Annotated in this window: 10 protein-coding genes and 4 pseudogenes; 7 read left to right on the forward strand and 7 right to left on the reverse strand. The window is 71.8% G+C overall.

The genetic code is table 11. The annotated features are described in order from the left end of the window. Nucleotides 1-38 precede the first annotated feature (38 nt). Nucleotides 39-671 (forward strand): nucleotidyltransferase domain-containing protein, encoded by a 633-nt coding sequence (locus AXW62_RS01730; RefSeq protein ID WP_060942897.1) that lies wholly within the window; start codon nt 39-41, stop codon nt 669-671. Between the two features lie 495 nt (nt 672-1,166). On the opposite strand, the gene AXW62_RS01740 is transcribed toward AXW62_RS01730, so the two are convergent. The 3 genes and pseudogenes from AXW62_RS01740 to AXW62_RS47375 form a co-directional block, all read right to left on the reverse strand. Beyond that, a complete protein-coding gene (locus AXW62_RS01740) occupies nt 1,167-2,219 on the reverse strand; it encodes an SDR family oxidoreductase (protein WP_060942899.1) in 1,053 nt (350 codons plus the stop codon). Further along, nucleotides 2,216-2,674, reverse strand: a complete 459-nt coding sequence (locus AXW62_RS47370) for a thiamine pyrophosphate-dependent enzyme (RefSeq protein ID WP_060942900.1) — start codon at nt 2,672-2,674, stop codon at nt 2,216-2,218. Before AXW62_RS47370 ends, AXW62_RS01740 begins: the two co-directional genes overlap by 4 nt. A 14-nt stretch (nt 2,675-2,688) precedes the next feature. After that, a pseudogene (locus tag AXW62_RS47375) lies at nt 2,689-2,992 on the reverse strand (thiamine pyrophosphate-binding protein); the annotation flags it as partial. Between the two features lie 180 nt (nt 2,993-3,172). Between AXW62_RS47375 and AXW62_RS01750 the strand changes: the two are divergent. From AXW62_RS01750 to AXW62_RS01755, 3 genes and pseudogenes are all read left to right on the forward strand, one after another. Next, nucleotides 3,173-4,267: a YncE family protein gene (locus tag AXW62_RS01750; RefSeq protein ID WP_159060784.1), complete on the forward strand. Its 1,095-nt coding sequence runs from the start codon at nt 3,173-3,175 to the stop codon at nt 4,265-4,267. Between the two features lie 12 nt (nt 4,268-4,279). Then, nucleotides 4,280-4,576: pseudogene (locus AXW62_RS40255) on the forward strand (TlpA family protein disulfide reductase); the annotation flags it as partial. A gap of 279 nt (nt 4,577-4,855) precedes the next feature. Next, entirely contained in the window at nt 4,856-5,521 is a 666-nt protein-coding gene (locus AXW62_RS01755) for a hemerythrin domain-containing protein (RefSeq protein ID WP_252368465.1), read from the forward strand. Nucleotides 5,522-5,723: 202 nt separating this feature from the next. Here AXW62_RS01755 and AXW62_RS01760 read toward each other — a convergent pair whose 3' ends face one another. After that, nucleotides 5,724-6,641 carry a DMT family transporter gene (locus AXW62_RS01760; RefSeq protein ID WP_063817503.1) on the reverse strand — a complete coding sequence of 306 codons (918 nt, stop codon included), beginning with the start codon at nt 6,639-6,641 and terminating at the stop codon, nt 5,724-5,726. Between the two features lie 317 nt (nt 6,642-6,958). Here AXW62_RS01760 and AXW62_RS47380 point away from each other — a divergent pair. The 3 genes and pseudogenes from AXW62_RS47380 to rfbC all read left to right on the forward strand — a co-directional run. Then, nucleotides 6,959-7,420, forward strand: a pseudogene (locus AXW62_RS47380) (alpha-hydroxy-acid oxidizing protein); the annotation flags it as partial. Between the two features lie 172 nt (nt 7,421-7,592). Continuing rightward, a pseudogene (locus AXW62_RS47385) lies at nt 7,593-7,997 on the forward strand (alpha-hydroxy-acid oxidizing protein). 816 nt (nt 7,998-8,813) lie between these two features. Continuing rightward, complete coding sequence (gene rfbC, locus AXW62_RS01770) at nt 8,814-9,407, forward strand: dTDP-4-dehydrorhamnose 3,5-epimerase (RefSeq protein ID WP_060942903.1); 594 nt, start codon at nt 8,814-8,816, stop codon at nt 9,405-9,407. 140 nt (nt 9,408-9,547) lie between these two features. Here rfbC and rfbD read toward each other — a convergent pair whose 3' ends face one another. Genes rfbD through AXW62_RS01785 form a run of 3 tightly spaced genes read right to left on the reverse strand, consistent with a single transcriptional unit; the run spans nt 9,548 to nt 12,461 of the window. After that, nucleotides 9,548-10,429: a dTDP-4-dehydrorhamnose reductase gene (gene rfbD / locus AXW62_RS01775; protein ID WP_060942904.1), complete on the reverse strand. Its 882-nt coding sequence runs from the start codon at nt 10,427-10,429 to the stop codon at nt 9,548-9,550. Then, the gene (rfbB, locus tag AXW62_RS01780) at nt 10,426-11,397 is read right to left on the reverse strand and encodes a dTDP-glucose 4,6-dehydratase (protein WP_060942905.1); all 972 of its coding nucleotides are present in this window, start codon (nt 11,395-11,397) and stop codon (nt 10,426-10,428) included. The genes rfbD and rfbB overlap by 4 nt, the downstream gene beginning before the upstream one ends. Beyond that, nucleotides 11,394-12,461, reverse strand: a complete 1,068-nt coding sequence (locus AXW62_RS01785; RefSeq protein ID WP_060942906.1) for a glucose-1-phosphate thymidylyltransferase — start codon at nt 12,459-12,461, stop codon at nt 11,394-11,396. Before AXW62_RS01785 ends, rfbB begins: the two co-directional genes overlap by 4 nt. Nucleotides 12,462-12,465: the final 4 nt, after the last annotated feature.

Raw genomic sequence — 12,465 nt, forward strand, 5'->3', positions numbered from 1 at the left:
TCCTCGCGCCCTCCCGGTTCAGGCACTACGTTGGTCCGATGACCGACTCCCTTCCGCCTGGCGGCGCTGTCCTCGACGCGGACGAACTGGATGCTCGGTGGCGGGATGCCTGGCGCCCGGAACAGGTCGCGGAGCGGTTGGCCGGGGTCGGTGCGCCCTGGTGCGTCGCGGCGGGGTGGGCACTGGACTTGTTCCGCGGAGGGCAGTCGCGCCCCCACGGTGATCTGGAGATCGCGGTGCCCGCGGCGGGGTTCCCGGAGATCCGGGACCGCTTTCCCGCCTACGCGTATGACGCGGTGGGCTCGGGGCGGGTCTGGGCGGGGGCGGGAGCGGACGTGCTCGCGGTCACGCACCAGACGTGGCTGCGGGACCCGGTGAGCGGCCGATTCCTGTTCGACGTCTTCCGCGAGCCGCACGAGGGCGGGACGTGGATCTGCCGGCGGGACGAGAGCCTGCGGCTGCCGTACGAGGCGATCATCGAACGGACGGCAGACGGCATCCCGTATCTGGTGCCGGAGCTGGTGCTGTTGTTCAAAGCGAAGGAGGCACGTCCCAAGGACCACGCGGACTTCGACGGGGTGCTGCCGTTGCTGAGCCGGTCGCGGCGCGACGCTCTCGGCGGCTGGCTGACGCGCGTGCATCCCGGACATTCCTGGCTGGAAAGACTGTGATAAGGATTCACCGGCGGACGGTCCGGAGACCGGCCGCCGTTGCCGCCGCGCCGATCGCGGCAGCCGCCGAGATCCGGACCACCCGTGTGCGCGTGGGAGGCTTCGGCGCGGAGGCGGCGGCGCGTTCCGGGAGCCGGTGCACCGCGTGCCTGCCCTTGTCGCGGGCCGGCTTCATCACCTCGGCCACGTGCAGGGCCTGTCGCCCGGTGCAGGCGTCCTTGATCTGGGTCTGGAGAAGCCGTCGGCCACCACCAGGAAGTCGTCGCCGGCGTCGCGGACGGCGGGGAGGAGGGCCTGTTCGCCGCAGGGCATGGAGATCTCGTACGTGCCGGACTCGAAGCCCCAGGACCCGGCGAGGCCACAGCAGCCGCCCCGCAGTGGCCGGTCCGGGCACCGGGATCCGGCACACCGGGGCACCTCGGCAGACGATCCGCACGTCCCACCGGGTCCACGGCCCGCGGCGGTGCCGGACCTCCTTTAGCGACGCTTCTTCCTCTAGCGACGCTTCTTCCTCGCCGCGCCGAGGGAGCCGCGCAGCCCGGCGGCGAGCACCGCGCCCACCGCCCCGCCGGCGGCCGCTCCCAGGGCAAGCGGGCGCCGGTGGCGCGAGGCCCACAGCTGCGGACTGCGGGAGTGCGCCTCCCGGTCGAAGACCCCGTGGGGACCGTGGTCGGCGCCGTGGGCGTCGTCGACCGGCTTCCACAGGTTCACTGCCCGGGACGGGTCGACGGGCTCGTCCGTCTGCTGCGAGTCGTAACCGGTCCGGGCCAGGTACCTGTCCAGCAGACCGGCCGCGAACCGCTGCCCCAGCAGGGTGGCGACCGTGGAGCCGCCGATCCAGTACTCCCGTCGCTCCGGGTGGTCGGCGGCGTACAGGATGCCCTCGGCGGCGACCTCCGGCTGGTAGACCGGGGCCACCGGCCGCGGATGCCTCGGCAGGCGCGTCAGCACCCAGCTGAACTGCGGCGTGTTCACCCCGGGCAGATGTGCCATGGTCACCCGCACCCGGCTGCCGTCGTGCATCAGCTCACAGCGCAGCGAGTCGGTGAAACCCCGGATGGCGGCCTTGGCACCGCAGTAGACCGCCTGCAGGGGCACGCTGCGGTAGGCCAGGGCCGAGCCGACCTGCACGACGGTGCCCCGGTCGCGCGGCAGCATACGGCGCAGAGCCGCCTGGGTGCCGTGGACGAAGCCGAAGTACGTCACCTCGGTGGCGCGCCGCAGCTCGTCCGGGCGGATCTCCGTGGCCGGGGCGAAGACCGTGGTGAAGGCGGCGTTCACCCAGACGTCGATCGGGCCGAGCCGGTCCTCCACCTGCTGCGCGGCCGAGTCCACGGCCTCGGCGTCCGCAACGTCGACGACCAGGGGCAGCGCCCGCCCGCCCGCCGTCCGCACCTCTTGCGCGGCCTGCTCCAGGCCCCTCTGCCCGCGAGCTAGCAGCGCCACGGCGGCGCCACGTGCGCCGAACGCCCGGGCGGTGGCCCGGCCGACGCCGGCGCTCGCGCCCGTCACCACCACGACCTGGGGGTCCGGCCGGGTGGCGGTCATTTCTCCCCCCGGCCCGGGAGGCGCCCGGCGTACTCGGTGATCTTCTGCCGCACGCTCCTGGCGGTGATGCCGGCCTTCCGCGGGTCGTGCAGCGCCGCCTTGGTGGCCTTCTTGCCCTGTGAGGCCATGATGTGCGGCGGGATCGGCGCGATCCCGTTGTCGACCTTGAACTCCAGCGCCACCGGTTTATCGGCCGCCAGCGCCTCGTCCCAGGCGTCCCCGACCTTCCGGGGGGCCTGGCAGACGGTGCCCTTCAGGCCGAGCAGCTGGGTGTAGGCCGCGTACGGCACATCGGGGATCTCCGGGGAGCCCGGGTACTTCGGATCGCCCGCCATGGCGCGCTGCTCCCAGGTGACCTGGTTGAGGTCCTGGTTGTTGAACACGCAGAAGACGAACGGGGCGGCCGGGTTGGTCAGCCGGTCCAGGTAGCGCTTGACGGTGATCATCTCGTTCATGCCGTTCACCTCTGCTGACCGACCACGGCGACCACCGGCTGGTGGTCCAGCTCGGCGTCGTACAGCCCGTTCAGCAGGTGCACCGCGCCCGGCCCCGAGGTGGCCGTGCACCAGCCCACCTCGCCGGTGAACTCGGCATGGCGCACAGGCCATGAACGCGGCCATCTCCTCATGCCGCGTCTGGATGAGTTCCGGCTCGCCCCGGGCGCGGTCGATGGCACCGAGCAGTCCGTTGATGCCGTCTCCGGGGCAGCCGTACACCCGCTGGACGCCCCATTCGGCCGGGCGTTGCAGCACGTAGTCGGCGACAAGGGTCATGGGATTCTCCTGAGCCGCGGATGCGAGGGTCACGCCCCGGGGTTGCCGTGGCGGAGCGGGCATAAACCCCGGCACACCGCCGCTCGGGTGACTCCGGCGCACACGTTTCCACCGCCGCGCGGTCGGCGCCGCCCCGGAAGCCGAGGTTTCGTTTCCGGGGCCGGCGTCTACACAATGACCGTGGCTGGCAAGTTCCCCCCTCCGCACAGCGGTCCGGCCTGCCGGGTGGAATGGGCGCACAGGGTCGTGGCGGAGCCCTGGCTCGGCGCCGGCCCGGAGGCGGTGGCCGTCGACTCCGCGGCACGCCGCGCCTATGTGGCCTGTTCCCGTGACAACGCGGTGGTCGCCGTGGATCTCGACCGCTGGGTTCCGGTGTGGCGGGCCGGTGTGGGCAGGGAACCGATCCCGGTCGTACTGGATCTGCCCCGCAGGCGGCTGTTCACGGCCGACGCCCGCTCCGACACGGTCACCGTCCTCGACGCCGACAACGCGGACCGTGTCGCCCAGATCACCGTCGGGCAGGACGCCTACCCGGCCGGGCTCGGACACGATCCGGCACGCCGGCGCGTCTTCTGCGGCAACACCGCCGCCGGTACGATCACCGCCATCGACGCCGACCGGCTGGAGGTGATCGGCGTCATCCCGGCCGAGATCGGCGCGGGCAGCATCGCGGTGGACGAGGAACGGGGCCGCGGGTACTGCGCGAACTTCATGGCCGGCTCGCTGACCGTGTTCGACACCGAGACCCTGCGTCCCCTGCGGCGGATCGCCGTCGGTGAGGGACCGTGCAAGACCGTCGCCAACCCCACGACCGGTCACCTGTACGTGGCCGGGTCCCTGCACAGCACGGTGCTGCGGCTTTCCCTCGCGACCGGACGCCCGCTGGACGACATGCGGGTCGAGCGAGCCCCGGTCGGCATGTGCGTCTCCCCGGACGGCGGCCGGCTGTACGTCTGCAACCGGGGAGCCGGGACCGTCAGCGCCCTGGACGCGTCCAGCGGGGCCGAAACACACCGCATCACCGTCGGTCACGGCCCCGGCGACTGCCACATCGACGCGGCCACCGGGCGGCTGCTGGTCTCCAACGCCGGAAGCGGCACGCTGACCGTGGTGGACAGGCCCTGGCTGCCGGGACCGGTACGGCCCCAGACCCATCCGGCGGTCGGCCGGAGGATCCCCCACTTCGCCCTGCCCGACGCCCGGACCGGTCAGGAGCGCACCACACGGGAGTGGGCGGAGAAGAAGTACGTGATCAACTTTTTCGCGAGCTGGTGAGGCCCGTGCAATGCGGAGGCGCCGGTCCTCGAGGAACTGCGCCGCCGTACCGCCCGGTCCGGGCTGGACATCATTCTGATCAACGTGTGGGAAACGCGCCGGGCACGCGAGGAGGCACTCCGCTTCGCCGCCGTGTGGAACGTGGAGGGCCCCCTCCTGCTGGACGAGACCGGCGACTACGCCGCCAGGCTCGGCATCACCGGTGTCCCCACGAACGTACTGGTCGACGACAACGGAATCGTGCGGGCGGTCGGTGCCGTGACTCCGGCCGAGCTCGAGCGGGCTGTGGCCGATCTGCTGGGGGACTGACCCGGCCGTTCCCCGTGCCGCGAGGCCCGGCGGGCCTGCCCGGGGGAGGGCATCCACTTGCCGCTTCGGCCGAAGGTCCACCGGTGCCGTGCCGGGAGTACCCGGGGTGACGGCCGGCACGCGACCCGCGACCGCGCGGGACGGGGCCGCTGGGCCCGGATCGTGCGTCGCCCGCCCGCCCGGTGCGGGGCGGCACCGGTGGTTTCGGGCGGGCTGCGTGCGTGAGCGCCGCACGCGAGGGTACCCAGGACCGCTGAGACGGGTGAGGAGGGACAGACCATGGGAACCCTGACCAGACAGGCCGCGCTGAAGACAGCGGCCAGGCCGTCGCTCGCCGGGGCGGCGACGGCCCGTGCCGCGACCACCGCTTCCGCTCGGTCCCGGCGGGCGATGCGGGCTCTGGGCGGCGAAAACGTCGTCGACCTGCTCATCCGCCAGCACCGGCAGATCAGGCTCGGTTTCCTGCGGGCCGCCCTGCCCGGCCCGTGGCGCCGCCGGAACTTCGACCGGCTGATGCGCCTGCTCGCCGTCCACGAGGCCGCCGAAGAGGCACACGTCCATCCCGTCGCGCGCCGCGTCCTGCGGCACGGCCGCGAGCTGGCGGCCCGCCGCCGCGCGGAGGAGAAGCACGCCAAGGAACTGCTGATCGCACTGTGGCGCACGGGGCCCGACGGGGCCGGATACCTGCGGCGCCTCAACGAGGCCAGGCGCGCGGTCTCCCGGCATGCCGCGCGGGAGGAGCGTGAGGAGCTCCGGGCCCTGGGCAAGGCCGTCAGCCCGCTCCGGCTCCGCATGCTCGGCGCCGAGGTCAAGCTCGCCCAGGCATACGCCCCGACCCGGCCGCACCGATGGGTCAACAACGAGGCCACGAACAAGCTGGCCGCACCGGTCCTCGGCCCCCTCGACCGGGCACTCGACGCCCTTCACCGCCGCGGCGCGTCGTGACGCACCGCGCCCGGCCTGCCGGGGCGTTGCGGCCGCGGGGACGGCGAGGTGTCCGCGCGGTCCCCGCGGAGCGGCCCCGGCCGTGAGCCGCGCCGGCGGCGGCCACGCCATCCCTGGCGGCTCCTGCTCCCTCCCCCCGGTCAGCTCTTGCCGAGGGCCCGTACGCCGCGCCGGGCCAGTGCCTGGACGCGCCGGGGCGGCTTCATGCTTCGCCGCGGGGCCGCGAGCCGGTCGCTTCCTCGCGGCCCGCCCCGCCGCCGTCTTCCCGTTCGCCGCCTTCGCCACTCAGCAGCGGGGAGCGCGACAGGACCATCACGGCCGCCGCCACGGCCGCGGCGGCCAGGACCGCCAGGAGGATGAACAGGCCACCGCGGACCTTCTCGTGGAAGATCAGCACCCCCCACAGGATGGCCACCACCGGGTCGGCCATGGTCAGACCGGGCTGCGTGGCCAGAAGCCTGCCCGCGTGCATCGCCGACTGCAGAAGGAACATGGCGCCCGCGCCTACGATGATCATCGCCCATAGCTGCCAGCTGGTGAACACGCTGAGCAGGCCGTGGGAGAAGCTGCTCGTCATGCCCTTCATCAGCGCGGCGGTCAGGCCGAAGGCACAGCCGGTGGTCGTACCCAGGACCGCCGCCCGTCGGGCACCCGACACACGGCGTCCGCACAGCACCCCGGCCGCGATCAGCACCATGTTGGCGCCACAGCCGATCGCCCATTCCCACCAGGCGACGGACGAGGTGCTCCCACCGCTCGGCCCGAGGGCGAGGAGCAGACCGGCCAGACCCATCGCCATGACCGCCGACGCGCCCCACTCACGCCGGCCCAGCCGGCTGCCGAAGAGGAAACCGGCGAGGATCAGCGCCGTCGGCAGCTCCAGGGCGAGCAGCGGCTGCACCACGGAGAGCTGGCCGTTGCCCAGGGCGACGGCCTGCAGCAGGAACGCCACGATCAGCGACGCGACCCCGCAGAACCACACCGGACGGTGCAGGAGGTGCCACACCAGGCGCAGCCTCAGGTTCTCCTCCTCGGGCTCCTCACGGGCAGCCTTGCGCTGCAGTGCCGAAGCCAGCGCGTTGGCCACGGCTGCCAGCACAGCCAGCAGGGGGCTAAGCACAGCGCCCGCCAGACGCCGGCCGCCGGGCCGACCGCGTCGACGAGACAGTGGCCATCACGCCCTGGTAGCCACATTCCGTCGCATGAAACAGCGAAGGTGAAGGAAAGGCGCACTTGTCCACCGGCGGCGGGGGGCGCCGCAGAGGGCGTCGCCCCGGTGCGCGGGGTATTCAGCGGACCGTGACGCAATTTTCCTCATACCAGGACGAACTGTGCGGCCAGGGCAGCGCGGCCATCAGCCCCCGTACCCGATGACGTTCCAGGAGCTTCGGGAGAGGGCGTCGGCCGCGATGCCGCCGAAGGTCTGGGTGGGGGTATGTGGCCGGTGTTGGCGCCGGTGACGAGCACACGCAGCGAGCCAATTGCGCGGCGTTCCAGCGCTGGGGTCTGTACCCGCGCATGCTGGTGGCGCCTACCGAGCGGGACATGTCGATCGAGCTGTTCGGTGTGCGGCTGCCCTCGCCCGTGTTCATGGCGCCGGTCGGGGTGATCGGGGTGTGTGCTCAGGGCGGTCACGGCGACATGGCGGGTGCGCGGGCCTCCGCGCGGACCGGTGTTCCGTTCCTCGCCGGTAGCCTGTCGGCGGATCCGATGGAAGAAGCGGCGGCGGAACGCGGCGGCACGCCGGGCTCCTTCCAGCTGTACACGCCGCCGGACCGGGAGATGGCCGCGAGCCTGGTGCACCGCGCCGAGGCCGCCGGCTTCCGGGCCATCGCCGTCACCCTCGACACCTGGGTCACCGGCTGGCGGCCCCGCGACCTGGCCGGGCCGAACTATCCGCACGTCCTCAGCGGTTGCCTGAGCCACTACACCAGCGATCCGGCCTTCCGCGAGCGGCTGCGGCCTGGCGCGGACGCGACCGAGGTGGCGGTGCGTACCTTGCCGATCTTCGGTGGTCCGTTCCGGTGGGAGGACCTGGAAGTGGCTGCGGTCGGAGACCGGACTGCCCCTCATGCTGAAGGGCGTCTGCCATCCCGACGACGTTCGCCGGGGCAAGGACTACGGTGTGGCCGCTGTCTACTGATCCCACCACGGCGGGCGGCAGGCCAACGGAGGGCTGGCCGCGCTGGACTGCCTGCCCGATGTGGTCCAGGCCGCCGACGGGCTGCCGGTCCTGTTCGACTCGGGGGTGCGTACGGGCGCCGACATCATCAAGGCGCTGGCGCTGGCGCTGGCGCTGGGTGCGGCAGTGGTAGGGGTCGGTCGCCCGTACTGCTACGGACTGGCGCTCGGCGGCGTCGACGGCGTCGCGCACGTGCTGCGCTCGCTCCTGGCCGAAGCGGACTTGAGCATGGCCGTCGACGGGTATCCCACGCGCAAGGACCTCACGCCCGATGCGCTGCGCTTCGTGGGGTGAGCGCTGCGCGTCCCGGGCCGGAGCGCGCAGTGGCCCGGCACGGCGTTGCGCGGCAGAGATGCCGAGGCAGGCTGATGGCCATGCCCGCCCCCCGGCGCAGCCGAGCATCCCTTGCTCGTCCGGCTGGAGCTGCCGCGCCCCAGAACCCGCGGATCCGGCAGCGTCGCCTCGGCCAAGGCGATGCTGGGCAGTCCGACGACGTGGTGGGCTGCCCATCGAACCTGGGTGGCCGATGGACTGCCCGGGCGTATCTCCGAGGTCCCGTTCGCATCGCAACCACGAATCGAGCACGATGGAGCCGCCGCGCAGGGAGTCTGCTGAGCGATCGAGTCGGCCGGCCGGTCCGCCCGACCGGGGACGAGCCGCCAGTGTGTGTAGTGCGCCGAGCACAAGCCCCGGAAGGCACCTGCCGGGCGCGCCCCTTCCCGCCCACGAGGCACCGCTTGAGTGCCGTCATGCTCTTCCCGGAGGGTGGGAACGTGCGAGAAGTCGAAGTCCTGCGCACTCAGCTCGCTCGCCGTGAAGTCCTTCGCGCACGGGCTGCGGCGGCTCACCTTATTGTTGGTGAGCGAGGAACCGGCCACGTCGCGAGCCTCCAGGCCCGGGTGCGCGGATCGCCAGAGATCCTCCTGGAACAGAACCAGGTCCGGCCCCCACTCCGCCGGGCGCCATCCCGAGTCCAGCTCCTGGTCTTAGCCTTGATCGTGTTCTATCGATCCCGAAGCGGTTCATCCGGTACGACGCGCGGTGCGCAGACCGCGCCGCGGCCCCGGGCCGTCGACGACCGCGGCCACGACACGGAAGGCGTGAACGATCATGCGACCAATGGAAATCGAGGGCGCCTGGATACTGGAACCGAAGGTCTTCCCGGACGAACGCGGCAGCTTCCACGAGTGGTACCAGGGCAAGGAGTTCAGCGAGAGGACCGGCTACGACTTGACCGTAGCGCAGGCCAACTGCTCGGTCTCCCGCCGGGGGGTCGTGCGTGGCGTGCACTTCGCCGACGTACCGCCCGGCCAGGCCAAGCAGGTGACTTGTGTGCGCGGGGCGGTCCTGGATGTGATCGTCGACGTCCGTGTCGGCTCCCCGACGTTCGGGCAGTGGGAGGCGCTGCGGCTCGACGACAACAACCACAGCGCCGTGTTCCTCGCGGAGGGCCTCGGGCACGCGTTCACGGCACTCACCGACGACGCCACACTCGTCTACCTCTGCTCGACCGGCTATGCGCCCGAGCGCGAGCACGGTATCGACCCGCTCGACCCGGCTCTGGCCATCCCCTGGCCCCAGGACATCACGCCGGTCCTGTCCCCCAAGGACACGGTCGCGCCGTCGCTGGCCGAGGCGGAACGGACCGGGCTGCTGCCGTCGTACGCGGAGTGCTGTGCGCTGTACGCCCAGCAGCGCGGATAGCCCCGCGGGGCTGTCCGCCAGGTTCGAGGACCGATGGAGCGCGCCGTGTGAGTGGGTGCCGGAGGCGCAGGGGGCCGCCGTTGACGCCGATCACCCGGAGGTTGTGGTAGGGGCCGGCCTTGTGGAGCTCCCACGCGAACTCATGGCGTTTCACACGATGTCGCCTTGCGGATGTGGGGCAGTGCTTCGTGCAGGGCGGCCCGCCAGTCGCGCGCCGGGGGAAGACCTATCTCCTGCCACCGGTCGTGCGCGAGGACGCTGTAGGCGGGGCGCGGCGCGGGCCGGGAGAGGGCGGTGCTGCTGGTGGGGCGCACCCGGTGGGGATCGGCGCCAGCCAGCCAGAACACCTCGCGAGCCAGCTCGTACCAGGTGGCCTGGCCTGCGTTGGTGGCGTGGAAGACGCCGTGCGCGCCGACCCCGACCAGCGGGCTGAAGTCGGCAATCCGCGCGGCCACGTCGACGCTCCAGGTCGGCTGGCCGCGCTGGTCGTCGACGACGTCCACGGTGTTACGGCGTGCTTCGAGGTCGAGCATCGTACGGACAAAGTTGCGGCCGTGGGCGCCGTACAGCCAGGCGGCGCGGACGACGGCGCTGGCGCCGGGGTGTTCGGTGAGGACGGCCCGCTCGCCGGCCAGCTTGGTACGGCCGTAGGCCGTGCGCGGGGCGGTGGGGTGGTCCTCGGGGTAAGCGGTGCGGGCATCGCCGGAGAAGACGTAGTCGGTGGAGACGTGCACGAGGCGGGTGCCGTACGCGGCACAGGTCTGGGCGAGCAACCGGGGGCCGTCGCCGTTGACCGCGAGCGCCTGCCGCTCGTCGGTCTCGGCGGCATCGACGGCAGTGTAGGCGGCGCAGTTGACGACCAGATCGGGCCGGTGCTCGGCGAAGGCCCGATCGATGGACCCGGGGCTGGTGATGTCCAGGGCGGCACGGTCCAGGGGGATCACATCCTCGCCGCGCCGACGCAGTTCCCCGACCATGTCGCGGCCGAGCATGCCGCCGGCGCCGGTGACCAGCCACCTCATGCGCGTCGCTCACGGACGCGGCGCTTGAGCGGCTCCCACCGGTCACGGTTGTCGCGATACCAGGCAACGGTGCGGGCGAGCCCGTCGGCGAAGTCATGCCGCGGCCGGTAGCCGAGTTCGTCGCGGGCCTTGCCCCAGTCCACCGAGTAGCGCAGGTCGTGACCCTTGCGGTCCTCGACGTACTCCACCATTTCCCAACCGGCCCCGCATGCCTCCAGCAGCAGACCGGTCAGCTCCTTGTTGCTCAGTTCGGTGCCGCCTCCGATGTTGTAGACCTCGCCGGGGCGGCCCCGGGTCCGCACCAGCTCGATGCCCCGGCAGTGGTCTGCGACGTGCAGCCAGTCGCGGACGTTGCTTCCCTCCCCGTACAGCGGGACCTTGTGGCCGTCGAGGAGGTTGGTGATGAACAGCGGGATGATCTTCTCCGGGAACTGGCTCGGCCCGTAGTTGTTGGAGCAGCGAGTGATCCGGACGTCCAGGCCGTGGGTGCGGTGGTAGGCCAGAGCGAGCAGATCGGAGGAGGCCTTGGAGGCGGAGTACGGCGAGTTGGGGCTCAGCGGATGGTCCTCGAGCCAGGAACCGGAGGTGATGGAGCCGTAGACCTCGTCGGTGGAGACGTGCAGGAACGGGCCGACACCGTGCCGCAGGGCCGCGTCCAACAGGGTCTGGGTGCCCAGCACGTTGGTGCGGACGAAGTCGGCCGCACCGGTGATGGAGCGGTCGACGTGGGACTCCGCCGCGAAGTGCACCACCTGGTCGGCGTCGGCCATGAGGGTGTCGACCAGGCCGGAGTCGCAGATGTCCCCGTGGACGAACTCCAGGCGCGCCAGGACCGGTTCGAGGTTGGCAAGGGTACCGGCGTAGGTGAGTCCGTCGAGGACGGTGACGCGGGCCGTGTCACCGGCGAGCAGCGTGCGGACGTAGTGGGAGCCGATGAAGCCGGCTGCGCCGGTGACGAGCACGTTCATGAACGGATCTGCACCTTACTGTGGTCTCCTAGAATGAGTCGGTGCGCGCTGGGGACGCAGGGCGCCGGGGTGACCTCGACGTGCCGGCCGATCAGCGAGGATTCGATCCGGCCCACCCCCTGGATCGAGGAGTCCCGCAGCACGATGGAGAACTCCAGTTCACTGTCGGTGATACGGCAGTTCTCTGCCACGGACGTGAACGGGCCGACGTAGGAGTCGCTGACGACGGTGCCGGAGCCGATGACGACGGGCCCGACGATCCGCGAGTTCACGATCCTCGCGCCCTCCGCCACCACCACCCGCCCTATGGCCTGCGACGCCTCGTCGACCTCGCCGTCGATACGGCGCACCATGCCCTCCAGGACGGTCCGGTTGACCTCGAGCATGTCGGTGACGTTCCCCGTGTCCTTCCAGTAGCCCTGGACGACGGTGGAGCGGACCTCGGCGCGGGTGTCGATGAGGTACTGGATGGCGTGGGTGATCTCCAGCTCGCCGCGCCAGGAGGGCCGGATGGCGCGCACCGCCTCGTGGATCGCCGGCGTGAAGAAGTACACTCCGACGAGCGCGAGGTCGCTCTTGGGACGCTCCGGCTTCTCTTCCAGACCGACCACCTGGCCGTTCGCGTCGAGTTCGGCGACACCGAAGGCGCGGGGGTCGGAAACGCGGGTCAGCAGGATCTGCGCGTCCGGACGGCACCGGCGGAACTCGTCGACAAGGTCGGTGATGCCGCCCACGACGAAGTTGTCGCCGAGGTACATCACAAAGTCGTCGTCGCCGAGCCAGTCCCGCGCGATCATCACGGCGTGGGCCAGGCCGAGGGGCTTCTCCTGGAGGATATAGGTCACGTCCAGGCCGAACTTCGACCCGTCGCCGACCGCGTCCTCGATCTCGGCCGCGGTGTCGCCGACCACTACGCCGACTTCGGTGATCCCCGCGGCGGCGATGGATTCCAGGCCGTAGTGGAGCACGGCCTTGTTGGCCACGGGCACGAGTTGCTTGGCCGAGGTGTGAGTGATCGGCCGAAGCCGCGTGCCGAGGCCACCGGACAGCACGAGAGCCTTCATCTGC

It is taken from the genome of Streptomyces hygroscopicus subsp. hygroscopicus (assembly GCF_001553455.1).
Classification (GTDB): Bacteria; Actinomycetota; Actinomycetes; order Streptomycetales; family Streptomycetaceae; genus Streptomyces; species Streptomyces hygroscopicus.